The following is a 23,750-nucleotide window of genomic DNA, read 5'->3' on the forward strand; positions in this document are numbered from 1 at the left end:
GCGCCGGTACGGCTACTTACAGGTTGCCCCGGGCTTCCTGTTCTCTTTCTATCGCCTGGAAGAGGGCCTTGAAGTTGCCTTTCCCGAAGCCGAGGGAGCCGTGGCGCTCGATCAGTTCGAAGAACACGGTGGGGCGATCGGTGATGGGTTTGCAGAAGATCTGCAGTAAGTAGCCGTCCTCGTCGCGGTCGACGAGGATGCCGCGGCGTTGCAATTGCTCGACAGGCACGCGGACGTGACCGATGCGAGCGCGCAGTTCGGGATCGGAGTAGTAGGCGTCGGGGGTTTCCAAGAATTCGACGCCCTCGCGGCGCAGAGTGTCGACACAGTCGAGGATGTCGCCGGTGGCCAGCGCGATGTGCTGGACGCCGGGACCTCGATAGAACTCGAGGTATTCGTCGATCTGTGAACGTTTCTTCCCGGCCGCGGGTTCGTTGAGCGGGAACTTCACCCGATGATTGCCATTGGCGACGACCTTGCTCATCAGCGCCGAATAGTCGGTGGCGATATCGTCGCCGACGAATTCGGCCATATTCGTGAAACCCATGACGTCGCGGTAGAACTCGACCCAGCGGTCCATCATGCCGAGTTCGACATTGCCGACGACGTGGTCGATCGCCTGGAACAGCCGGGTCGACGTGCCCGCACGCGGCTGATAGTGGGAATGGCGCACGATATAGCCGGGCAGGTAGGGCCCGTAGTACCTGGAACGATCGATCAGCGTGTGCCTGGTCTCACCGTAGGTCGCGATGGCGGCCGACCGGACGGTGCCGAATTCGTCTGTGTCGTCGTGTGGTTCGACCAGAACCGTCGCACCGTGGGTGCGCGCCCATTCGATACAACGGTCGACATCCGGCACTTCCAGTGCGATATCGACGACGCCGTCACCGTGCCGATCATGATGAGCGACCAGCGGACTGTCAGGGTCGACGGCGCCGGTTATCACGAATCGGGCCGCACCGCTGCGCAGTACATACGCCTTGTGATCGCGATTGCCGGTCTCCGGTCCGGAGTACGCCTCCAGCCGCATGCCGAAAGCGGACTCCAGGTAGTGCGCGGTCTGCGTCGCATTACCGACCACCCAGACCAGGGCATCCCACCCGGCGACCGGGAACGGATCGACGCTGTCGTCGTGCTCGACCAAGCCGACGAGCCTGCGCAGCTCGCCGTCGGTGGGTAGGGCCGTCGGCCGATGATTCGGCAGGTGCTCGATGGTCATGTTCCAAGGAAATCTCCCCCCTCGCGGTAGGCAATAGCAGTGGATTTCGGTAGACACTCTGGCGAATTCGGCTAGCTGGCCCCCTGGAATGCTGGACAATTTGAATAGCTTTGCCGAAGCAGCGCCCGAACGGAGGCCACCATGTCGCACACGCCGGCCAGACTCGACGAACTCGACCTCGCCATCCTCACCGCGATGCACGACTACCAGAAGGCGGGCATTCTCGAACTATCCCGCCGCACCAGGGTCGCGCGAGCCACCGTGCAGTCCCGGATCGGGCGGATGGAGGAATCTGGGGTCATCGCCTCCTACGACCCGCAGATCGACGTCACCGCAGCGGGTTTCGATGTACAAGCCTTCGTCACATTGGAGATCGCGCAGGGCGCGCTGGACACGGTGACCGCCGAGCTCGACGCGATTCCCGGCGTGCTGGAGGCGTACGCGACCACTGGGTCCGGTGATGTGCTGTGCCGGATCGGCGCGGATTCGCATGCCGGATTACAGGCGGTATTGCTGAGCATCGACCGGACCACCTCGGTGGTGCGGTCGCACAGTGTCATCGTGCTGTCGACGGTGATCACGCGCCGCGCGCTACCGCTGCTGCACACGCTGACGCCCACGGGTACCACCAAGGCGCCGGCCTATCGGGACCTGCGCGAACGATAGGTCAACGGCGCGTGAGCCGGGTCAGCGCACTCGGCCACAGCCGCGCCAGGTGCGGGCGGGCCTGGCGACACCGAACCGGATACGTCAGCCGAATCCAGCTGCCCCGGACACTCTCGTTCGAACCGAACCTCATCGCACGTTGCGTCCAATGCTGCCCGGCTCCGCCGCGGGTCAGCGCAGGGTAACGACGACTTTGCCGGTGGCGGTGCGGTTCTCCAGGGAGGCAACGGCCTCGGCCGCCTGCTCCAGCGGGTACAGCACCGGCTCCGGCGGCGCGATCTTGCTGGACGCGAGCAACGGCTCGACCTCGGCCCACTGCTCGGTCAGGTAACCGGGATGGGTCATGACCCACTCGCCCCAGGCCGCGCCGGTCACCTCGACGTTCTTCAGCAGCAGCCGGTTCACCTTCACCGTCGGGATCTCTCCTGCCGTGAAGCCGACAACCAGCAGTCGGCCCGCCGAGGCCAACGAGCGAATGCTGTCGGTGAATCGGTCGCCACCCACCGGGTCGAGCACGATGTCGACGCCACGGCCACCGGTCAGCTCCTTGACCGCCGCAAGCCAGCCATCGGTCAACACCACATCGGTCGCGCCGTTGGCCCGGGCCACCTCGGCCTTCTCTTCGGTACTGACCACGGCGATCACCCGGCCCGCACCGAGCGCGACGGCCATCCGCAGGGTCGAGGTGCCGATCCCGCCCGCGGCACCGTGCACCAGCACGGTCTCCCCCTCGGCCAGCCTGCCTCGATTACGCAGGCAGAAATGCACGGTCAGATCGTTGAACAGGATGCCTGCCCCGGCCTCGAGGGAAACGTTGTCCGGCAACCGGAACACCATCTGAGCGGGCGCCACCGCCACTTCCGCCATGGCATTGCCGAGCAGCGTCAGCGCGACCACCCGATCCCCCGCCTTGACATGCGCGTCCTGCGGCGCCTCCCGGACGATGCCCGCCACCTCGCCACCAACCACGAAAGGCAGCTCCGGCTTCATCTGATACAGCCCACGCGACATCAGCACATCGGGAAACGCCACCCCGGCCGCGTGCACATCGATGACCACGCCCCCTGGATAACCCGCGGGCTCCGGGATTTCAACGATCTCGACCGCTTCGGGCCCTTCCAACTTGCTGACCTGAGCTGCACGCATATGCCGACCTCTCTGTCCACTCGCCGGCGCGGTATCCGTCGACGACGTTGTGGTCCAACCTAATCGCCGCTCGGCGGGACCTGTCCAAACGGCCCCGTTTTGCTATGCTGGCCGCGACTTCAAGGTCGGGCGGGAAGGGGGATTCCTACTATGCAGGTCGATCCAGGGGCGCTGCAATCGTTCGCACAGAACCTCGGCACCGAGGCGGGCGCGGTTACGCAGCTCAATGCGGGCGAAGGCTTCGGCGTCGCGAGCAACGCGCTATCGGGCACCGAGTTCGGTGGCGCCGTCACCCAAGCCACGGACGTGGTCGATCGCTGTCTGAAGCGGATCGGTGAACGTCTCACCACGGTCGCCGAGAATATGCACAATTCGGCCAACGCTTACGAGTTGACCGAGGAAGACTTCGCGACCAAGCTCCGCACGATCGGACTGGGGGTGCCATGACCCTCACCGTTCCCGACGTCGAAAAGTGGGAGCCCGACCACCTGACCTCCGCGGGAACCCAGGCGAAGACGATCTCTGCCAACCTCGACACCGCCGTGGCAGGCGGTAGCGACAAAACCCGCGGACTGAACTGGTCCGGCACCGCAGGCAACGCGGCGAATACCAGGATGGACACCGAAAAAACGCGTGCTTCCACCGTCAGCGCGGCATTGCTCGAACTACAGACCGCGTTCACCTCCCAGGTGGAGAACCTGAAGAACGCCAAGAGCAAGGTGCTGTCCCTACGTGACCTGGCCACCAATCCCGCCAGTACAGCGGCAGGTACCGAACCCGCCCCCGGCTTCAAGGTCGAGGCCAACGGCACCGTCACCGCCGACGACAGAATCGCCAAAATCACCGCCCTGATGAATGGGCAGCAAAAGGTCGACGAATCCCTGCGCATTCAACGCGAGGCCGCGCAATGGCAGGTCGACATCACCAACGCACTCCAGCAAGCGGAAGGCGTTGCGACACAAGCACAAACGCAGGTAACCCAAGCCGTCGCCAAACTCCGAGCCGCCTACGACGGCCTCGGCGACCCGAAATCCGGCACCGCACCGGCCGCAACACCCACCACGCCGGCCAGCACCCCGGCCGCGAATTCACCGAGCTCATCGGGCGTCTCGAATTCATCGAGCAATTCAAGTCACGTGACCGGCAACCACAACAACAGCTTCTCCGGATCGTCCTCGGGGACACCGCATTCCAGTGGTTCGAGCTCGGGAGGCCCGAGCGGGCCGATGCCAACCGGCGATAAAGCGAAATGGATCCAAGAGGCGCTGAAGGTGCTGAAGGACATGGGCTACGACACCAGCGATCCGAATCTGGTGGCCGATATCTCGACGATTATCGAGAAGGAGTCCGGCGATAATCCGCACGCGTTCAACGGCTGGGACTCCAATGCCGCGGCGGGCACCCCGTCAAAAGGCTTGATGCAGACAATCGACTCGACCTTCAACGCGCATAAGGCGCCTGGGCACGACGACGTCTGGAATCCCGTGGACAATATCGTAGCGGGCGTGCGGTATGCCACCGATCGTTACGGTTCCGTTCACGATGTTCCCGGGTTGGTCGCTATGCGATCGGGCGGACCGTACCAGGGCTACTAACCTTCCGGACTGCTACGAGCGAATGTTCGCGAGGAGTGCCCGATTATCGAATCATCAACTTCATTAGCCAGGTGCGTGTATTTGGTTGATCGCGACCAGGCGCCCATCCGGGCCGATACCGTGCAGGGCGGCGACGTCGCGTTCGGTCCATGCAGGTGGTCAGGTCTGCCTGGCGCTGGATGCCGGCTGCGACGAGGGCTCATTCCGCGGGCTTTCCGAGTTTGGCGGGCAGGTCGGAGTCGGTCATGAGCCCACGATGCCTCCTCGGGTGGTATCGAGGTGGTAGAGACGGCTCGGACGCGAGGGTGTGACGTACGCCCCGTAAAGTCATCTCAGAACAAGCACCGCACGAGAACGCGGCACAACGTGCAGCGCGAGGAGCACCAGTGTCACTCGATCAGCCACTCGCCCCGCTTCCCCAGGAGGGAATGGGCTTTGCTTCTGCGTGGCCCATCCGGGCTGGCGATGTAGATCCGTATAACCGGCTGCGATTCGATGCCGTCGGCCGCTATCTGCAGGATATCGCCGGGGAGCAGCTGGAGCAGACCATCCTCAGCCGGACCGATCCCAACTGGATCGTCCGGCGCACTGTCGTCGATGTGATCCGGCCGATCCTGTGGCCCGATCGGGTGCGGCTGCTGCGGTGGTGTTCGAGCATGTCGACCAGGTGGACGAATATGCGAGTGCGGATCACCAGCGACAACGGCGGATTGATCGAGACCGAGGGTTTCTGGATCAATATCAGCGAGTCGAGCAATATGCCCGCCCGAATCAGCGACGATGGCCTGGTCTACCTCGCGCAGACCACCAACGAGCACAGATTGCGCTGGCGGCCGTATCTCACCGAGAGCACACCGGGCGAATCCGATACCGATATGCCCTTTCCGGTGCGTGCGACCGATATCGACCAGTACAACCATGTAAATAACGCCTGCTACTGGCAGGCGGTCGAGCAGTTCCTCGCCGAGTACCCCAAACTGCTCGCGGCGCCGCACCGTGCGGTGATCGAGTATGTGGCGCCGGTGCTCGCGCGTCAGCATGTGACCGTCCGCAGCCGGTATGAGCCCAGTGACCGGGCCGGGCATCCGGTGCTGCGTTTGTGGTTCGTCGTGGGCGGGACGACCACCACATTGGTCCGCATCATGCCGCTGCCAGTGTGAACAAACGCTCCACCGTCTCTCCGCGTCCGATGCCGAGCGCGGAGAGACGAGCCAGAACTAGCCTCGTGCGGCCTTGAGCAGGTCCTCGCGAGTGGTGAACTTGACCCGGGGCCGGCCCGCGCTCCTGCCCGCGGCCTTTTCGGCTTGGTCGATCGCCTTCCAACCTTCGCGGTCGACCAGATCGGACTGCCGCTCGCCGAGCAGCGCCTTCAAGGCGGCCCGATCCCCCTGTGGCGCACCGAGTTTACCCGTGGTGAAATCGGCGATCAGCTGCTCGACCGTTTCCTCGGAATCGATGCGGTTGGAGCCGATGACACCGCGCGGACCGCGCTTGATCCAGCCGCTGACATACACACCGGGGACGGGTACGCCGTCGGCGCCCAGCACCCGGCCGTGCTCATTGGGCACCACGCCGCGACGCTCGTCGAATGGCAGCTCGCCGACCGGCTCGCCGCGGTAACCAATCGACCGAAGCACCAGTGCGGCGGCCAGGCTGTCGGTGCGATCGGTCGCCCGCGCCACCAATTGGCCATTGTCGCTGACCAATTCGTTGTGCACGAATTCGACCGTCTCGACGTGATCGGTGCCGGTCAGCGCAGTCGGCGAGGCCAGGTAGCGGAACACGATCCGCTTGTTTGCCCGATCGCGGCTACCGGCGGCGTATTCCTCGGCGAGGGTGTACTTGAGCCGCAGCGACGGTTCGACATTCGGATCATCGAGCAGCGCCTGGCTGCCCGGGTCGAGCACCAGCTCGGCCTCGTCGACGACAATGTCGATGCCCTTCAGATGAGTCAGCGCCAGAAACTCCGGCGAGGTGTAAGCCGCCTGCAGCGGGCCGCGCCTGCCGAGCACGACGACCTCGCGAATATTGCTTCCGCGCAAGGCATCAAGTGCGTAGTCGGCGATATCGGTCTTGGCCAGTTCTTCCGGGTCCACGGTCAGCACCCGCGCGACATCGAGCGCGACATTGCCGTTGCCGACGATCACCGCGCGCTCGCCCGACAGGTCGAACTGCCGGTCGGCGTAATCGGGGTGGCCGTTGTACCAGGCGACGAACTCGGTCGCGGAATGGCTGCCGGACAGGTCCTCACCCGGGACACCCAGGTGACGATCGGTGGCCGCGCCGACCGCGTACACCACGGCATGGTGATACGCGAGCAGTTCGTCATGGCTGATGTGGGTACCGACCTCGACGTTGAGGTAGAACTGCAGCGTCTCGCGGCGGAACGCCGACTCGAACAGGTTCGAGACGGTCTTGGTGCCGGGGTGGTCGGGAGCCACACCCGCACGGACCAGCCCCCACGGTGTCGGTAGCCGGTCGAACATCTCGACCTGCACATCGGCACGGCGCAATAGCTCGTCGGCCGCGTAGCAGGCCGCGGGCCCGGCGCCGACGATCGCGACGCGCAGGGTGCCCAGTTCCTTCGGCGGACGCGCGGGTGTCACGATCGGATCGAAATTCGATTCGAGCGGGTGACGTTCGAAGTAGGCGGCGTTGATATCGCGATACCTGGCCAGCGACGCGGTCAGATCGTCCTCGGAGAAGATGGCCTCCACCGGGCACGCGTCGACACAGGCACCGCAGTCGATACAGGTGTCGGGGTCGATGTAGAGCATCTCGGTCGTCGCGAATTCCGGCTGATCCGGAGTGGGACGAATGCAATCGACCGGGCACTCGGAGACGCAGCTGGCGTCGTTACAACAACGCTGCGTAATTACGTAGGCCATAGTGTGCAGATCCTCGAAAATGTACGTGGGCTGTAGGCCACCCAGGGGTTGAAGGTGGGCACGGCGTGACGGCGGCGGGGTCCGCGGGGATATCCCACGAGCCACCGCATTGTGACGCCGCTTTCAGTTTGCCTCGAGTGTGGTCGAGACCTCGCGCCCGGAGGGCTTACGGTATCCCCATGGCGCGGACTTTGATCCTCATGCGGCACGGCAAGTCGGCTTATCCGGACGGTGTCGGCGACCACGAACGCCCACTCACCGCTCGCGGCCAGCGCGAGGCCGCGCTGGCCGGACAGTGGTTGCGTGCCACCCAGCCACCGATTGACGCGGTGCGGTGTTCGACCGCGACCCGGACCCGGGAAACCCTTGCAGTCGCGGGCATCGATGCTCCGGTCGTGTATGAGGCGGGGATCTACGAGGCGTCGCCGCGGACGCTGATCGAGCTGGTTCAGCTCAGCGACGACGAGGTATCGACGCTGCTGGTGATCGGGCACGCACCTGGGATGCCGTGGACGGCATGGGAGCTGGCGAGCAATCGGGAGTCGGCGCAGGTTGTCGATCTCAGCCGCAAGTTCCCCACGTCCGCGCTCGCGGTACTCGAATTCGACCGTCCGTGGCCGGAGGTGGCACCGGGCACCGGCGATCTGGTGCGGTTCCACATCCCACGCTGAGGTTCGCTCAGCGCAGCAGTTTCCCGCCGACCACTACGACGGCGCCCAGGATGACGAGCAGCACGAACGCGGCGAAACCGCCGAGCAACCACCACACGACGCCGAGCGCCAATACGAACGGCGCCACCACGATCGCGGTGATCACCGGGCTTTCCTTGACCGTGGCCCACGCCGAACGCACTCTGACCCGGTCGATGTCCTTACCTGGCATATTCCCAGGGTAGGCCGGAGTGCCGGAATTTGTCGGTACCCGGTGCCATGCTCGGCGAATGGATTGGAAAATCGAGCTGATCGCGATTCCCGTGACCGATGTCGATCGCGCCAAGGACTTCTACACCAAGATCGGTTTCAATGCCGACCACGACGCGAGTCCCACCGCCGACATCCGTTACGTGCAGCTGACACCGCCGGGTTCCGGCTGTTCTATCTGCATCGGCCGTGGCGTCACCGAGGCGGCTCCCGGCAGTGTCGAGGGCATGCAGGTGACCGTCGCAAGCGCGGAGGAGGCTTATCAGCAGCTCGTCGCGGCCGGTGTCGAGGCGACGCCGGTGAAAGACATGGGCTGGGGCCTGTTCACCTTCTTCGCCGACCCCGACGGCAATAAGTGGGCCGTTCAGGAGTTGCCGAAGCGCGACTGAACCGACCGGCTTGCGGGCCGCCCGCACACGCGGACACGTGTGGCGCTGAATAGTGCCCGCTGCACCGTCTCTTCGTTCGATGTATCGAATGTGCTGGTCGCCAGCGCGACACCGTCGGCGGACGACCCAAAATCGCATGCGATCTTCGCCCAGTCATGCTGGGATCAATCGCTATGAATGATCATCCCCTCAATGAAGCCGACTTGATGGACAGGATGGAACGGAACCTGGCGGAACATGCCTGCCACCTGCATCGGAGCATGACTGGTGCGGCCGTCACCGAGGCAGGTGACCTCCTGATCGCCGACAGCGGCCTGGACGACGACACTTTCAACATCGTTGCCGCGGCCCGCTTCACCGCCGCCACCGCCCCGGCACGTATCACCGAGACCGCTCGGACACTGGCCCGCACTGGCCGCCGTTTCTCCTGGTGGGTGGGGCCTACCTCGACACCACTGGACCTCACCGCCCGCCTGACGGCGGCCGGTCTGTCGGCGTCCGAACGCGAGACGGCCATGTGGGCCGAGCTGGACGACACCCTGCAACTGCCCGCCGTCCAAGGACTGGACATCCAGAGGGTGGCCACGCCCGAACAGCTTGCCGACTACGCCACGGTTCTCGCCGCGAACTGGGACCCGCCTGCTGACACCGTCCGCCGCTTCTTCGCCCAGGCCGCCCCGCATGCACTGGCCGCGCACTGCCCGGCCCGGTACCTGGTCGGCTACATGGAGAGCCGTCCGGTCTGTTCGGCTGAAGTGTTTCATCACGCGGGGGTCGCCGGTATCTACAACATCTCCGCCCTGGCCGCCCACCGCCGACGTGGCTACGGCGGTGCTATCACGCTCGCGGCACTCCACACGGCCCGCGACCGAGATCACCGCATCGCGGTCTTGCAGGCGTCAGCCGACGGTGAGCCCGTCTACCGCCGCCTGGGGTTCCGCTCCTGTGGCCAGTTCACCGAACACACCATCAACTCCTGAACCACCTGAACTCCACTGGCCCTCCGCCCGCCCCGGCGGGCCGGGAATAACAACCGCGCGAAGATCCCGAAAGCATGATGGTCCCGTCCGGATCGGCGAACAGCTACTCTTCCGGACGGGGTCGCGACGCATCGTGAGTACGCTTTCGCACAGAAGCATTTGCCGGATCAGACGCCGGGTACGTGCACGGAAGGAGAACTCGATATGACCGAAGCAGACTCGGCGAGCAAAGTTGTCCGCAATGGCGACAAGAACCGCTACGAGGTCTATTACGGCGGTCAACTGGCCGGTTTCAGCGAGTACGAGGAGCGCGACGACGAGACGGTGTTCATCCACACCGAGATCGACGACGCCTTCTCCGGCAAGGGCCTCGGCAGCACCCTGGCCGAGCAGGCCATCGAGGACGTGATCGCGCGAGGCCGAGTAATCCGCCCGCTGTGCCCATTCATCAAGGCATACCTCGACAAGCATCCGCAGTACGACGAGCACGTCATCGGCAAAGGCACCACCAGATGAGCGATCTCGATCCGTGTCCCGCTGAGGTGCTGTGCGAGGCCGGACCGTGCCCAGGGCCGGTGGCGGAGTTCTATCCGGCCCGCGAGGTACCGCTCGGCGGCGTGCGTGGCGTTTTCGTGGAACGTGTACTGCCGCAACGGGATCTGCCCACAGTCGGGGCTTGGTGTTTCCTGGATCATTTCGGGTCGCCGACGGTCACCGATACGGGCGCGTCGCCCAATATCGACCCGCACCCGCATATCGGATTGCAGACGGTCACCTGGCCGTTCGACGGGCATATTCGGCATCGCGATTCGGTCGGATCGGACGCTGAGATCCAGCCGGGTCAGCTGAATCTGATGACATCGGGGCGGGGTATCGCGCATTCCGAATACCAGGTCGACGGCGCGCCCGCCGGACACGGGTTGCAATTGTGGATCGCGTTGCCCGGCAACCGAGCTCGGATCGACCCGCATTTCGAGCAGCATCGCGAACTACCGGTCTATTCCGTGCCCGGAGTGCGTGCCATTGTGCTCATCGGCTCGCTGGGTGGCTCGACCTCACCCGCGATCGCCTACACGCCGATCGTCGGCGCTGACATGCGGATCGATGCGGGCACCGAGACCTCAATACCGCTCGAACCCGGCTTCGAGCACGCGGTGCTGGTGATCGAGGGCAGCGTCGAGGTGGACGGCGTCGAGGTCGAGTCGGGCCCGCTGTTGTATCTGGGCACGGGTCGCACCGAACTGCCGCTGGCCAGCGCGTCCGGCGCCCACTTCGCGCTGATCGGTGGCGAGCCGTTCGACGAGGACCTGGTGATGTGGTGGAACTTCGTCGGTCGCAGCCATGAGGAGATCGTGGCGGCCCGAAATGATTGGGAGAACCGGAATGTCGAGCGTTTCGCCGGCATCGCCGGGCACCCACCCGAACAACGCATTCCCGCGCCACCGCTGCCCGGCCTACACCTGAAACCGCGCAAGCGGCGAATCGGGCCCGCCCGGTCCTGAGCACCCCATGCCGAACCGCAGCACCAGCCTCGGCGAATGCGTTTGCCGCGGCGGACATTCGACCACGGTGTGGATCACGGCGGCCGAGTCGCCATCACCGTCAGCGTCGGACCGTATACGGTCAAAGTCGCCTGACTCGAGCCGTCGACGCGACCGGAAAGTCCCGGCGGCCTGATCGACCCAGCCCACCGCAATTGGCGCATTCGAACCGACCCCACAACGCACATCGGCCCCCGCTCCTTCACGGAGCGGGGGCCGAATGGTATTGCTACCTACCGTTTTACCGGTAGTCGCTGAAACCGTAATCGTCCAGCGGGACCGCGGCACCGGTGGTCTGGCCGAAGCTGTCCGGGCTGTAGTAGGTGTCGTCGTAGGACGGCACCGCGTACGCGGCGGCACGGGCTTCTTCGGTCGGCTGCACCTGGATATTGCGGTAGCGGTTGATGCCGGTACCGGCCGGGATCAGCTTGCCGATGATCACGTTTTCCTTGAGGCCGATGAGCTTGTCCGAGCGGCAGTTGATGGCCGCGTCGGTCAGGACTCGGGTGGTCTCCTGGAAGGACGCCGCCGACAGCCACGAATCCGTCGCGAGCGACGCCTTCGTGATACCCATCAGCACCGGGCGACCCGCCGCGGGCTCATTGCCCTCGGCGACGACGCGACGGTTGGACGCCTCGAACTCGGAACGCTCGGTGAGCGAACCGGGCAGGAACTCCGTGGCACCGGAATCGATGATCGTCACACGACGCAGCATCTGGCGCACGATCACCTCGATGTGCTTGTCGTGGATCGACACACCCTGGCTCCGGTACACCTCCTGGACCTCGTGAACCAGGTGGATCTGCACCTGACGGGGGCCCATCACGCGCAGCACCTCATGCGGATCCGCCGCGCCTTCCAGCAACTGCTGGCCGACCTCGACGTGGTCACCGTCCGAGAGCAGACGCTCGCTGCCGTCGTCGTGCTTGAACACACGCAGCCGCTGACGCTTCGAGAGCTTGTCGTAGACAACCTCATCGCCACCGTCATCCGGGATGATGGTGATCTTGTAGAAGCGATCGTCGTCTTCCATCCGCACGCGACCGGAGACCTCGGCAATTGGCGCCTTGCCCTTCGGCACACGAGCCTCGAAGAGCTCCTGCACACGGGGCAGACCGCCGGTGATGTCATCGCCCGCGACACCACCCTGGTGGAAGGTACGCATGGTCAGCTGGGTACCGGGCTCACCGATGGACTGCGCGGCCACGATGCCGACGGCCTCACCGATGTCGACCAGCTTGCCGGTCGCCATCGAGCGGCCGTAGCAGGTCGCACACACGCCGGTGCCGGTGGTGCAGGTCAGCACGGAGCGGACCTTCACCTCGGTGATACCCGCGTCGAGCAGCGCCTCAATGGCCGGATCGCCGAGATCGGCGCCCTTACCGACCACGACCTTGCCCTTGGCATCCACCGCGTCCGACGCGAGCGTGCGAGCGTACGCGGAGGTTTCCACGTGCGCGTCCCGGATCAGCGTGCCATCGACCTGCTTCTCCGCGATCGGCACCACAATGCCGCGCTCGGTGCCGCAGTCGTGCTCGCGCACGATGACGTCCTGCGAGACGTCCACCAGACGACGGGTCAGGTAACCCGAGTCGGCGGTACGAAGCGCGGTGTCGGCCAGGCCCTTACGGGCACCGTGGGTGTTGATGAAGTACTCGAGAACGGTCAGGCCCTCACGGAACGAGGACTTGATCGGCCGCGGGATGAACTCACCCTTCGGGTTCGTCACCAGGCCCTTCATACCCGCGAGGGTACGGGTCTGGGTGAAGTTACCGGTCGCGCCCGAGTCGACGATCGTGATGATCGGGTTGTCGGCCGGGTAGTGCGCACGCAGCGCCGCACCGACCTCTTCGGTCGCTTCCTGCCAGATCTTGACCAGGGCGTTGTTGCGCTCCTGGTGATCGAGCGCACCACGCTGATACTTTCTCTCGATCTGGTCCGCCATGGTCTCGTAGCGTTCCATGATCTCGGTCTTCTCCGGCGGCACGAGCACGTCGGACATCGAGACCGTCACGCCGGAACGGGTGGCCCAGTGGAAGCCCGCGTCCTTCAGCTTGTCAACGGTCTGCGCGACCACGATCATCGGGTAGCGCTCGGCCAGATCGTTGATGATCGTGGCCTGACGCTTCTTCGGCATCGGCTCGTTGATGAAGGCGTAGTCCGCCGGGAGCAGATCGTTGAAGATCACGCGACCGAGGGTGGTCTTGGCAATCCACGCGTCGCCCCGGTTCCAGCCCTCCGGGAACAGCACCGCCTCGGTCTCCTTCGGCGGACGCTGGTCGTCGAGGCGCACCTTGATCAGCGACCGCACGGTGAGCTCACCACGGTCGACGGCCATCTGTGCCTCGGCGGGCGAGGAGTACACGCCGAACTCGGCGGAATCCTTTGCGGCCGGCTTGTATTCGCCCTTCGCGCCCTCTTCGAGGCGGGTCAGGTAGAACAGGCCGGTCACCATGTCCAGACGCGGCATAGCCAGCGGACGACCCGAGGCAGGCGACAGGATGTTGTTCGAGGACAGCATCAGGATGCGGGCCTCGGCCTGCGCCTCCGCGGACAGCGGCAGGTGCACGGCCATCTGGTCACCGTCGAAGTCCGCGTTGAACGCTTCACAGACGAGCGGGTGCAGCTGGATCGCCTTACCCTCGACAAGCTGCGGCTCGAAAGCCTGGATTCCCAGACGATGCAGCGTCGGTGCCCTATTGAGCAGCACCGGGTGCTCGGCGATGACCTCTTCGAGGACATCCCACACCTGGGGACGCTGACGTTCGACCATCCGCTTGGCGGACTTGATGTTCTGCGCGTGGTTCAGGTCGACCAGACGCTTCATCACGAACGGCTTGAACAGCTCCAGCGCCATCAGCTTGGGCAGACCACACTGGTGCAGCTTCAACTGCGGGCCGACCACAATCACGGAGCGACCGGAGTAATCCACGCGCTTGCCGAGCAGGTTCTGGCGGAAACGACCCTGCTTGCCCTTGAGCAGATCGCTCAGGGACTTCAGCGGGCGATTGCCCGGTCCGGTGACCGGACGGCCGCGACGACCGTTGTCGAACAGCGCGTCCACGGACTCCTGCAGCATCCGCTTCTCATTGTTGACGATGATCTCGGGCGCGCCGAGGTCGATCAGTCGCTTGAGGCGGTTGTTGCGGTTGATGACGCGGCGGTACAGGTCGTTCAGGTCGGAGGTCGCGAAGCGGCCACCATCGAGCTGAACCATGGGACGCAGCTCCGGCGGGATCACCGGGACAGCGTCGAGCACCATGCCCATCGGCGAGTTGCCGTTGGTCTGGAAGGCCGCGACAACCTTGAGCCGCTTGAGCGCGCGCAGCTTCTTCTGGCCCTTACCGCTGCGGATGGTCTCCCGCAGGTTCTCGGCCTCGGCGTTGATGTCGAAGTTCTCCATCAGTTTCTGGATGGACTCCGCACCCATTGCACCGGTGAAGTACTCGCCGTAGCGGTCGACCAGCTCGCGGTAGAGCACCTCATCGACGATGAGCTGCTTGACCGACAGCTTGGTGAACGTGGTCCAGATCTCCTCGAGCCGGTCCAGCTCGCGCTGGGCCCGATCGCGCAGCTGACGCATCTCGCGCTCGCCGCCGTCCTTGACCTTGCGGCGGACGTCGGACTTGGCGCCCTCGGCCTCCAGCTGAGCCAGATCGGCCTCGAGCTTCTGCGCGCGCTCCTCGAGATCGGCGTCGCGCTGATCGGCGACGGTCTTCTTCTCGACCTCCATCTCGGCCTCGAGCGTGGAGAGCTCGTTGTGACGCAACTCCTCGTCGACACCGACGATGACGTAGGCGGCGAAGTAGATGATCTTTTCCAGATCCTTCGGCGCCAGATCGAGCAGGTAGCCCAGGCGCGAAGGCACGCCCTTGAAGTACCAGATGTGGGTGACCGGAGCGGCCAGCTCGATGTGGCCCATCCGCTCACGGCGCACCTTGGCGCGAGTGACCTCGACGCCACAGCGCTCACAGATGATGCCCTTGAAGCGGACGCGCTTGTACTTACCGCAGTAGCACTCCCAGTCCCGGGTGGGACCGAAGATCTTCTCGCAGAACAAGCCGTCCTTCTCCGGCTTGAGCGTGCGGTAGTTGATGGTCTCCGGCTTCTTCACCTCGCCGAAGGACCACTGGCGAATGTCTTCGGCGGTGGCAAGGCCGATCCGGAGTTCATCGAAGAAGTTGACGTCTAGCACGTAACTTCCTTTCCCCTGTTCGGGTCGAATTCGAGCAAAAGTTCACTAGTGGGTAAAACGCTGTTGGCGCGAATGCCGTTCGTGGAGAACGACATTCGCGCCGACCGCCTAGTTCGCCAAATCGTCGACGGTGGCTGCTTCGTTCCTGGACAGGTTGATGCCCAGGTTTGCCGCCGCGCGCTCCAGGTCCTCGTCGTCGCCGTCGCGCATCTCGATCGCGGCGCCGTCGGAAGACAGCACCTCGACGTTGAGGCACAGCGATTGGAGTTCCTTGAGTAGCACCTTGAACGATTCCGGGATGCCCGGCTCCGGAATGTTCTCGCCCTTGACGATCGCCTCGTAGACCTTCACGCGGCCGACCACGTCGTCGGATTTGATGGTGAGTAGTTCCTGCAGCGTGTAGGCGGCGCCGTAGGCCTGCATGGCCCAGCACTCCATTTCGCCGAAACGCTGACCACCGAACTGTGCTTTACCACCGAGCGGCTGCTGGGTGATCATCGAGTACGGGCCGGTCGAACGGGCGTGGATCTTGTCGTCGACCAGGTGGTGCAGCTTCAGGATGTACATGTAGCCGACCGCGACCGGGTACGGGAACGGTTCACCGGAACGACCGTCGAACAGCTCCGACTTGCCGTTCGCGTCGACCATGCGCTCACCATCGCGGTTGGGCAGCGTCGCGCCGAGCAGACCGGTCAACTCCTCTTCGCGGGCACCGTCGAAGACGGGGGTCGCGATGTTGGAGTCCGACGGAGCCGCCAACATCTCTTCCGGCAGCGCCTTGGCCCAATCCGGACGGTTCGCCCCGTCCGCGTCGGCCCCGACATCCCAGCCTGCTTTGCCGATCCATCCGAGGTGGGTTTCCAGGATCTGGCCGATGTTCATACGACGCGGCACACCGTGGGTGTTGAGGATGATATCGACCGGGGTGCCATCAGGCATGAACGGCATGTCCTCGGTCGCGAGGATCTTACCGATAACACCCTTGTTACCGTGACGACCCGCGAGCTTGTCACCATCCTGGATCTTACGTTTCTGCGCCACATACACGCGCACCAACTCATTCACACCAGGAGGCAACTCGTCATCGTCCTCACGGGAAAACACCCGAATACCGATAACCTTGCCCGACTCACCATGAGGCACCTTCAGCGACGTATCACGCACCTCACGCGCCTTCTCACCGAAGATCGCCCGCAGCAACCGCTCCTCCGGCGTCAACTCGGTCTCACCCTTCGGGGTGACCTTACCGACCAGGATGTCACCATCCCGCACCTCGGCACCGATCCGAATAATGCCCCGATCATCCAGATCAGCGAGGACCTCATCGGAAACATTCGGGATATCCCGCGTGATCTCCTCAGCACCGAGCTTGGTATCACGCGCATCGATCTCATGCTCCTCGATATGAATCGAGGTCAGCACATCCTCCTCCACCAGGCGCTGCGACAGAATGATCGCGTCCTCGTAGTTATGGCCCTCCCACGGCATGATCGCCACCAGCAAATTCTTGCCCAGCGCCATCTCACCGTTCTCGGTGCACGGACCATCAGCAAGCACATGCCCCTGCTCGACCCGCTGCCCCTCATCCACAATCGGACGCTGGTTAGCACAAGTGCCCTGATTCGAACGCGCGAACTTCCGCATCCGATAAGACTTACGAGTGCCGTCATCAGCCATCACAGTGATGTAATCAGCCGAAACCTCCTCGACCACACCCGACTTCTCGTTAACAACCACATCACCCGCATCCACAGCCGCGCGCAACTCCATACCGGTACCCACAATCGGGGACTCGGAACGAATCAACGGCACAGCCTGACGCTGCATATTCGCACCCATCAAGGCACGATTCGCATCATCATGCTCGAGGAACGGAATCATCGCCGTCGCCACCGACACCATCTGACGCGGCGACACATCCATATAATCGACCTGAGCGGCCGACACGAACTCGACCTCTTCACCGGCGCGGCGCACGAGGATCTTCTCCTCGAGGAAGCGCCCCTCGGCGTCGACCGGCGAGTTGGCCTGCGCACGGACGTGCCGGTCCTCCTCGTCGGCGGTCAGGTACTTGACCTCGTCGGTCACCTTGCCGTCGATCACCTTGCGGTACGGCGTCTCGATAAAGCCGAACGGATTGACCCGCGCATACACCGACAGCGAACCGATCAGGCCGATGTTCGGGCCTTCCGGGGTCTCGATCGGGCACATCCGGCCGTAGTGCGAGGAGTGGACGTCACGGACTTCCAGGCCGGCACGCTCACGCGACAGACCACCCGGGCCGAGTGCCGAAAGGCGGCGCTTATGGGTCAGCCCCGACAGCGGGTTGTTCTGGTCCATGAACTGCGAGAGCTGGGAGGTTCCGAAGAACTCCTTGATCGCCGCGACGACGGGGCGGATGTTGATCAGGGTCTGCGGCGTGATCGCCTCGACATCCTGAGTCGTCATCCGCTCACGGACCACACGCTCCATACGCGACAAACCGACCCGGATCTGATTCTGAATCAGCTCACCAACAGTGCGCAGGCGACGATTACCGAAATGGTCGATGTCATCAACCTCAACCGGAACCTCGGCACCACCAGGCGCGGTCATCGCGCGATCACCCGAGTGCAAGCGCACCAGGTACTCGATCGTGGTGACGATATCTTCCTTGGTGAGCACCGATGCGGTGATCGGCTCACCCAGGTGGATGCCCAGCTTCTTGTTGATCTTGTAGCGACCAACACGCGCCAGGTCGTAGCGCTTCTCCTTGAAGAACAGGTTCTCCAACAGGGTCTGCGCGGACTCCTTGGTCGGCGGCTCACCCGGACGCAGCTTGCGGTAGATATCCAACAACGCCTCGTCCTGACCGGCGGTGTTGTCCTTCTCCAGCGTCGACATCATGATCTCGGAGAAACCGAAACGCTCGACGATCTCCTCGTTCGTCCAGCCCAGTGCCTTCAGCAGGACTGTCACGGGCTGACGACGCTTGCGATCGATACGCACACCGACGGTGTCGCGCTTATCGATATCGAACTCCAGCCAGGCGCCGCGGCTCGGGATGACGCGCACGCTGTGCAGGTCCTTCTCCGTGCTCTTGTCGACGCTGTGGTCGAAGTAGACACCCGGCGAACGCACCAACTGCGAGACGACGACGCGCTCGGTGCCATTGATGATGAACGTGCCCTTGTCGGTCATCATCGGGAAATCACCCATGAAGACCGTCTGGCTCTTGATCTCACCGGTGTTGTTGTTGATGAACTCCGCGGTGACGAACAACGGCGCCGCGTAGGTGATGTCTTTGTCCTTGCACTCATCGATGGAGGCCTTGACCTCTTCGAAGCGCGGATCGGAGAAGGACAGGGACATCGACCCGGAGAAGTCCTCGATCGGCGAGAGCTCCTCGAGCACCTCCTCTAGTCCGCCCGTTAGCCCGCCGTCGCCGCGAGCCGCGGCCTTTTCACGCCATGAAGGCGAACCGATCAACCATGCAAATGAGTCTGTCTGTAGATCGAGAAGTCCGGGCACCTCCAAGGGTTCACGGATCTTCGCGAAAGACACCCGCAATGGGGCTCCGGGGATTCCGGCAACTGCCTTGGTCTGGGTGGAGACTGCCAAGATGCGTCCTTCCAGCACCTCACGCGCGTCGCGTGGTGGTCCGCGACCGTCGCTTGTCTGCTACGAATTCCGCTGGTTACGACCCGAACGAAACCCGAACAGGCAACAACGGAAGCAACACCGGAAGGGTGGAACTTACGTGTGCAAATCGAGGAATGGACAGGAGGCAGCCAGCGCAACGTCCAAAACTACACCACCAAAAAGGCGGGTGTCAACATGCCCACCTCAACGAGGTGTCAAAGTACCACCGGAACGGCTCTATGTACGGCGGCGCGCCGCGTCCGTGGTGGTCGGCACGCCGGGGTCCGAAACGCTGGCTGCGTCGGGAGCCACGGGGCGCTGAGAGCCACTGTGACAGCTGCCGCTGTTGTGAACAGCGTGACGGGTCAGGCGAAACTCGTCAAGTGGCAGCACCGTCGAGATCGCCTGGCGCACTGCGAGATCACCCGTTTGGCCTGGGCTTCAGTTGCGATCGACGATGTCGCTGGCCAGCCAGTGATCGTCCTTTTTCTCCATCCGCAGCACGACCGGGCCGGACGCGCTTTCCTGCGCGACGCCGTCCTTGCTCGCGCTCACCACCATGTTCACCAGCAACTCGGCCCGCTCGCTGGTGAGCAAGGTCACCCCGATCGGCTTCGCATCTACATTTGCGCTGGTCTGAGCCTGTTTGATGGCGTCGATATTGGTGTCGGCATATTTGTCGAAATCGGTGAGCATCTGCCCGGTCAGCACCTGCCGCACCGAGTCCTTGTAGCCGTCGAGCTTCGTCACGTCATAGGCGAAGACAGTGCGCAGGGCATGCTCCGCGGCGGCGCTCACTTCCTCGGTCGCCTTGGTGTTCACGAACGCCTGATTCGAATCGTCCACACCGGGCCGAAAGGCCGCGAGCACCGCGAAACCGGCGAGCAGCACCGTCGCGACGACGCAGGCGATCACCGTCCACCAGCCCCGGCCAAGCGGCCGTCGCCGCGCCGGTACAGACCGCACCGGCGACTCGGACTTGACGAGGTCTACCGTCCCGGTGCCGCCCGCAACCCGAGGGCGTCGAGCGGCGGGACGCGCCTGCGCGGGACGGCTGTTACCGGTGGGCCTGCGGTTGGGCGTGACTTGCTCGACCGCGGCGGTGGTAGGCCGCTTCGCCGATCCGGCGCCGGATACCGCGCGATCGGTGGCGGACCGATTCCTTGGAGTGACCCGGTTGACAGGTCGTTTGGATGCCATGATCGGTCCTCCTACGAGCCGGGCTTGGTGGGGGGCGCGGGTAGCGGGGCGGCAGGCGCACTCGGCGCGCCCGCAGCTTCACCCGGCTGCGATGCGTCCAGTGGCACCGGTTGACCGAGCGATTCCGCTTTCTCCGCCTTCCAGACGTCGCCGTCCTTGATCATGTCCAAGGTCCAGGACTGCCGGAAGCTGACCGGGGCGGCATTGGGCACGCTGCGGGTCACCTGCAGCACCACAAGCGCCGAAGCCCGATCCTTCTCGGAGTTCAACGACGTCAGCGAGGCACCGAGCACCTTCGACTCCAGCTTGGTCTTGGCCTCGGCGGCCGTCGTACGCAGCTGTTCCTGCCCCTTGGTCGCCTCATCCAGCAACTGGCCGCTCATCGACGACTGGATCAACTTGATGGAACCGTCCACGTCGGAAGGATTGATCGACATCAGGTTGATCGCGGCCTGACGAGCATCGGTCAGCGCGGCATCGCGCGCTTCGGTGCGCGGGCCGTCGGTGAAGTACGCGGCACGCACCCAACCGGCCCCGAACCAGGCCGCAACGGCCAGCGCGATGATCACCGCGACCGCGGCTACCGCGGTGACGGCGGCCGGAGGTCGCCGAACCATCGCATCAGCCGCCTCGCCGGCCGGTACGGAATCCGGCGACGTCGCGGTAGCCGACGAGTCGGCGGTCACGGCGTCAGCGATCGGCACCGCGGCAACGGAATCGGCGGCTGCCGCAGCGCTTGATTCCGTGGCATCGGGCGCGGCGGACTCCGGCTGTTGTTCGGAAAGATCCGGGCTCACGACTTCCACCTCGCTGACGCTCGGCTCCGTCGTGTCCCCCGGCGCTGTGCCTTGGGTTCGCTCGCTGCGCTCACTCACGACTGCACACCCTAACGTCGGTAATTATTGCGGCTGCGCCGCATCGGTCCTGGTCACCGCTTCGGTGTGACCCCCAGCAGAGTGGCCATCTGTACGGCGATCGGGTTCAGGTTCAACTTGTCCGGATCGGTCTTGGGGTTGGCGTCCCACGGCTGCACGATGCTCGGGTCGGCGAGATCGGCCCGCGCGCCACCGCGTACGGCGGTCGGATTCCCAAACGGCACGGTGCATTTCGCGTCCCGATTGAACGGGAATTCGTCACGCGTGTCATCGAAGTCCGGGTTCTCCCGCTTCATCTGCTCGAGGATCTGCTGGGTCCCCTCGTAGCCCTGGGTGCAGGCCGGCGGGTTGTTGGTTTCCAGCACCAGTCCGAAGTGGGTGGTGCCGTCGCCCGGCGCGGTAGCGGAGGCCCCGATGGACAGCTGTGGCAGCATCTGCAGCAACGGGCGCAGCGCGTAGTTCTTGGGTGAAATCGCCGTAAACAGCTGCCGCAGGTTCGCCAGGTCCTCGGTAAGCGGTGTGCCGCTCTCCTTCAGCAGGGCGTCGAGTTGCGCGCCCGCGTCCGTGCCGGTGCCGATCAGCCTGCGCAGATCCGGGTCGCTGGAGCGCAGCTGGGCGGTCAGGAGGTCGAGGCCATTGCTGAACTGGCGGATGGCACCGGACTGCTCGGCCTGTGTGCCGAGGGCGATGCGGCCATCCTGGATCAGCTGGATGGTCTGCGGCAGCGTCTCGTGGAAGGTCTCGGTGAACTTGTTCAGCGAGTCGACGAATACCCGCAGATCGTCACCCTTGCCATCGAACGCCTTACCGAGCTCGGTGATGGTGGTGTTCAGTGCCGTGAGATCGACCGAGCGGGTGAAGGTGTCCACGCTCCCGACAAGTTCCTCGACCGATACCGGTGTCGTCGCCGACGTGATCACCGAACCGTCGCGCAGATATGGGCCCTGATCGGTATCGGGTTGCAGATCGACGTACTGCTCGCCGATGGCCGAGCGGTTCGCGACGACGGCGTGCGCCGATGCCGGGATCTTCGGCGCGCTGGAATCGATGACGAGATCAAGCGCCACACCGGAATTGGTGAGTTCGAGATTGTCTACCCGTCCGACCGGGACACCGCGATAGGTGACCTCGGCGCCCTTGTAGAGGCCGCCGGTCCGGGCCGCCTGCACCTGCACGCGGTATTCGCTGAGACCGAACATGTGATCGAGGCGAATGTACTTGGCGCCGACGAACACCACGCCGACCACAGCGATCATGATGAAGGCGATCAACTGGTATCGCACCAGACGACTCATCGCGGAGCACCCCCGATGCCGAGCTGGTCGAGAATCGCCCCGAGCGGATCCGTCGGCGGCGCAACGCCGTTCGCGGGCGCGATGGCCATATTCGGCGGCAACGGCAGAATGGAGACAGTCGGCCAGCCGGGTCGCGGACCGTTACCGTTGTAGTACGGGTTCGACGGATTCACCGGCACCTCCGGACCGAGCGGCGGGATATACACCGGATCCCCCTTGCCGACACCGAGATTGCTCAACGTGACACCGATCTGCTGATCCACCGACAGCCAGGTATTCACCTGTCCGCCGAAGGTGCTCTCCAACGTCGCATCGGGGAACGGGTAGGTCGGCACCAGCGGCAACGCCGTCACCAGATCGGGTGCGGCACGGCCGAGTTCCTGCAGCGTCGGACGTAGTGCGCGCAGATCGGTGATGAGGTCGTTCTTCGAGCGATCCAGCACGTCGAAACCGGCCTGGCCGACCCGATCGAGCTGGGCGAGCAACGAAATCAGCTGGGGGCGTTGTTCGTTCAGGATCTTGATGCCCTCGGGCAGCTCGTCGAGGATCTTGGCGATCTGACCGTTCTGGGCGGCCACGCGGTTGCTCAACGTCGCGAGACCGTCGATGGCCCTAGTGATGTTGTCAACCTGGTCGTCGAGCCCGCCGATCAGCGTGTTCGCCTGTTCCAACAGCGATCGCACTCGATCCTCACGACCACCGAGCGCCCTGTTCAACTCGGTGATGATGGGTTGCAGTTGTGCGACACCACCACCGTTGAGCAGCAATGACATTGCGCCGAGCACCTGCTCGATTTCAGTGGCGTGCCGGGTATTGGCGACCGGTATCACCGAGCCGTCGGTCAGCTTGTCCGGGTCCGGTGCCGTCGGTTTGGTCAGCTCGATGAATTTCTCGCCGAGCAGATTGGTCTGCTTCACCTCGGCGTGCGCGTTGGTGGGCAGATCGACCGAGGAATTCACCACGGTCCGCACGCTCGCGGTCCACTGGTCCGCGCCGAGGACAATCTCTTCGACCCGGCCGACGGGCACACCCTCGACCTTGACCGCGGACTGCGGCACCAGATCGAGCACATCGTCGAACTGGATGTCGATATGCATCGGATGCGTGCCGACATCGGCGCCACCGGGCAGCGGAACGCTGTAGATGCCATCCGACGAGCATGAGGCGATCAGTAAGCCGACCGCGCTCAGTGACACCACAGCGACACCGCTGCGCTGAAT

The 23,750-nt window shown here is 64.3% G+C and carries 19 protein-coding genes; 9 read left to right on the forward strand and 10 right to left on the reverse strand.

All coding sequences use genetic code 11. From position 1 onward, the window contains the following. Positions 1–16: 16 nt before the first annotated feature. Complete coding sequence (hppD, locus tag LKE06_RS03490) at positions 17–1,219, reverse strand: 4-hydroxyphenylpyruvate dioxygenase (protein WP_227997164.1); 1,203 nt, start codon at positions 1,217–1,219, stop codon at positions 17–19. A gap of 141 nt (positions 1,220–1,360) precedes the next feature. On the opposite strand from hppD, the gene LKE06_RS03495 reads away from it, so the two are divergent. After that, positions 1,361–1,885: an Lrp/AsnC family transcriptional regulator gene (locus LKE06_RS03495; protein ID WP_227997165.1), complete on the forward strand. Its 525-nt coding sequence runs from the start codon at positions 1,361–1,363 to the stop codon at positions 1,883–1,885. Positions 1,886–2,056: 171 nt separating this feature from the next. Here LKE06_RS03495 and LKE06_RS03500 read toward each other — a convergent pair whose 3' ends face one another. Beyond that, the gene (locus tag LKE06_RS03500) at positions 2,057–3,031 is read right to left on the reverse strand and encodes an NADPH:quinone oxidoreductase family protein (protein ID WP_227997166.1); all 975 of its coding nucleotides are present in this window, start codon (positions 3,029–3,031) and stop codon (positions 2,057–2,059) included. Positions 3,032–3,181: 150 nt separating this feature from the next. Here LKE06_RS03500 and LKE06_RS03505 point away from each other — a divergent pair, with 150 nt between their 5' ends. From LKE06_RS03505 to LKE06_RS03515, 3 genes are all read left to right on the forward strand, one after another. Beyond that, positions 3,182–3,478 (forward strand): type VII secretion target, encoded by a 297-nt coding sequence (locus LKE06_RS03505; protein WP_227997167.1) that lies wholly within the window; start codon positions 3,182–3,184, stop codon positions 3,476–3,478. Continuing rightward, entirely contained in the window at positions 3,475–4,626 is a 1,152-nt protein-coding gene (locus LKE06_RS03510) for a transglycosylase SLT domain-containing protein (protein WP_227997168.1), read from the forward strand. The genes LKE06_RS03505 and LKE06_RS03510 overlap by 4 nt, the downstream gene beginning before the upstream one ends. Positions 4,627–5,054: 428 nt before the next feature. After that, positions 5,055–5,786 (forward strand): acyl-[acyl-carrier-protein] thioesterase, encoded by a 732-nt coding sequence (locus LKE06_RS03515; protein WP_227997169.1) that lies wholly within the window; start codon positions 5,055–5,057, stop codon positions 5,784–5,786. Positions 5,787–5,843: 57 nt separating this feature from the next. Here the strand turns inward: LKE06_RS03515 and LKE06_RS03520 are convergent, their stop codons facing one another. Next, entirely contained in the window at positions 5,844–7,514 is a 1,671-nt protein-coding gene (locus LKE06_RS03520; protein ID WP_227997170.1) for an FAD-dependent oxidoreductase, read from the reverse strand. Between the two features lie 179 nt (positions 7,515–7,693). Here LKE06_RS03520 and LKE06_RS03525 point away from each other — a divergent pair, with 179 nt between their 5' ends. Continuing rightward, positions 7,694–8,185, forward strand: a complete 492-nt coding sequence (locus tag LKE06_RS03525) for a SixA phosphatase family protein (protein ID WP_227997171.1) — start codon at positions 7,694–7,696, stop codon at positions 8,183–8,185. A 7-nt stretch (positions 8,186–8,192) separates the two neighbouring features. On the opposite strand, the gene LKE06_RS03530 is transcribed toward LKE06_RS03525, so the two are convergent. Beyond that, entirely contained in the window at positions 8,193–8,396 is a 204-nt protein-coding gene (locus tag LKE06_RS03530; protein WP_227997172.1) for a hypothetical protein, read from the reverse strand. A gap of 58 nt (positions 8,397–8,454) precedes the next feature. Between LKE06_RS03530 and LKE06_RS03535 the strand changes: the two genes are divergently transcribed. The 4 genes from LKE06_RS03535 (at position 8,455) to LKE06_RS03550 (ending at position 11,305) form a co-directional block, all read left to right on the forward strand. Further along, positions 8,455–8,823 carry a VOC family protein gene (locus LKE06_RS03535; protein WP_227997173.1) on the forward strand — a complete coding sequence of 123 codons (369 nt, stop codon included), beginning with the start codon at positions 8,455–8,457 and terminating at the stop codon, positions 8,821–8,823. Between the two features lie 260 nt (positions 8,824–9,083). Next, a complete protein-coding gene (locus tag LKE06_RS03540; protein WP_227997174.1) occupies positions 9,084–9,803 on the forward strand; it encodes a GNAT family N-acetyltransferase in 720 nt (239 codons plus the stop codon). 204 nt (positions 9,804–10,007) lie between these two features. Next, entirely contained in the window at positions 10,008–10,319 is a 312-nt protein-coding gene (locus LKE06_RS03545; RefSeq protein ID WP_227997175.1) for a GNAT family N-acetyltransferase, read from the forward strand. After that, positions 10,316–11,305: a pirin family protein gene (locus tag LKE06_RS03550; protein ID WP_227997176.1), complete on the forward strand. Its 990-nt coding sequence runs from the start codon at positions 10,316–10,318 to the stop codon at positions 11,303–11,305. Before LKE06_RS03545 ends, LKE06_RS03550 begins: the two co-directional genes overlap by 4 nt. 280 nt (positions 11,306–11,585) lie before the next feature. On the opposite strand, the gene LKE06_RS03555 is transcribed toward LKE06_RS03550, so the two are convergent. The 6 genes from LKE06_RS03555 to LKE06_RS03580 all read right to left on the reverse strand — a co-directional run bounded on the left by LKE06_RS03555 (position 11,586) and on the right by LKE06_RS03580 (position 23,750). Beyond that, positions 11,586–15,539: a DNA-directed RNA polymerase subunit beta' gene (locus LKE06_RS03555; protein ID WP_227997177.1), complete on the reverse strand. Its 3,954-nt coding sequence runs from the start codon at positions 15,537–15,539 to the stop codon at positions 11,586–11,588. A gap of 108 nt (positions 15,540–15,647) precedes the next feature. Beyond that, positions 15,648–19,157 (reverse strand): DNA-directed RNA polymerase subunit beta, encoded by a 3,510-nt coding sequence (gene rpoB, locus LKE06_RS03560; RefSeq protein WP_227997178.1) that lies wholly within the window; start codon positions 19,155–19,157, stop codon positions 15,648–15,650. Positions 19,158–19,601: 444 nt separating this feature from the next. After that, positions 19,602–20,360 (reverse strand): hypothetical protein, encoded by a 759-nt coding sequence (locus tag LKE06_RS03565; RefSeq protein WP_227997179.1) that lies wholly within the window; start codon positions 20,358–20,360, stop codon positions 19,602–19,604. Between the two features lie 11 nt (positions 20,361–20,371). Beyond that, the gene (locus tag LKE06_RS03570; protein WP_227997180.1) at positions 20,372–21,235 is read right to left on the reverse strand and encodes a hypothetical protein; all 864 of its coding nucleotides are present in this window, start codon (positions 21,233–21,235) and stop codon (positions 20,372–20,374) included. Positions 21,236–21,288: 53 nt separating this feature from the next. Further along, a complete protein-coding gene (locus LKE06_RS03575; protein WP_227997181.1) occupies positions 21,289–22,530 on the reverse strand; it encodes an MCE family protein in 1,242 nt (413 codons plus the stop codon). Beyond that, positions 22,527–23,750 (reverse strand): MCE family protein, encoded by a 1,224-nt coding sequence (locus tag LKE06_RS03580; RefSeq protein WP_227999263.1) that lies wholly within the window; start codon positions 23,748–23,750, stop codon positions 22,527–22,529. The genes LKE06_RS03575 and LKE06_RS03580 overlap by 4 nt, the downstream gene beginning before the upstream one ends.

The organism is Nocardia australiensis (assembly GCF_020733705.1).
GTDB lineage: Bacteria > Actinomycetota > Actinomycetes > Mycobacteriales > Mycobacteriaceae > Nocardia > Nocardia australiensis.

Bases quoted from the DNA above. Each gene is read 5' to 3' on its own strand.
- hppD (WP_227997164.1), bottom strand. From the start codon at position 1,219: ATGACCATCGAGCACCTGCCGAATCATCGGCCGACGGCCCTACCCACC.
- LKE06_RS03545 (WP_227997175.1), top strand. From the start codon at position 10,008: ATGACCGAAGCAGACTCGGCGAGCAAAGTTGTCCGCAATGGCGACAAG.
- LKE06_RS03550 (WP_227997176.1), top strand. From the start codon at position 10,316: ATGAGCGATCTCGATCCGTGTCCCGCTGAGGTGCTGTGCGAGGCCGGA.
- LKE06_RS03540 (WP_227997174.1), top strand. From the start codon at position 9,084: ATGACTGGTGCGGCCGTCACCGAGGCAGGTGACCTCCTGATCGCCGAC.
- LKE06_RS03505 (WP_227997167.1), top strand. From the start codon at position 3,182: ATGCAGGTCGATCCAGGGGCGCTGCAATCGTTCGCACAGAACCTCGGC.
- LKE06_RS03535 (WP_227997173.1), top strand. From the start codon at position 8,455: ATGGATTGGAAAATCGAGCTGATCGCGATTCCCGTGACCGATGTCGAT.
- LKE06_RS03515 (WP_227997169.1), top strand. From the start codon at position 5,055: ATGGGCTTTGCTTCTGCGTGGCCCATCCGGGCTGGCGATGTAGATCCG.
- LKE06_RS03575 (WP_227997181.1), bottom strand. From the start codon at position 22,530: ATGAGTCGTCTGGTGCGATACCAGTTGATCGCCTTCATCATGATCGCT.
- LKE06_RS03565 (WP_227997179.1), bottom strand. From the start codon at position 20,360: ATGGCATCCAAACGACCTGTCAACCGGGTCACTCCAAGGAATCGGTCC.
- LKE06_RS03525 (WP_227997171.1), top strand. From the start codon at position 7,694: ATGGCGCGGACTTTGATCCTCATGCGGCACGGCAAGTCGGCTTATCCG.
- LKE06_RS03495 (WP_227997165.1), top strand. From the start codon at position 1,361: ATGTCGCACACGCCGGCCAGACTCGACGAACTCGACCTCGCCATCCTC.
- LKE06_RS03530 (WP_227997172.1), bottom strand. From the start codon at position 8,396: ATGCCAGGTAAGGACATCGACCGGGTCAGAGTGCGTTCGGCGTGGGCC.
- LKE06_RS03500 (WP_227997166.1), bottom strand. From the start codon at position 3,031: ATGCGTGCAGCTCAGGTCAGCAAGTTGGAAGGGCCCGAAGCGGTCGAG.
- LKE06_RS03510 (WP_227997168.1), top strand. From the start codon at position 3,475: ATGACCCTCACCGTTCCCGACGTCGAAAAGTGGGAGCCCGACCACCTG.
- LKE06_RS03520 (WP_227997170.1), bottom strand. From the start codon at position 7,514: ATGGCCTACGTAATTACGCAGCGTTGTTGTAACGACGCCAGCTGCGTC.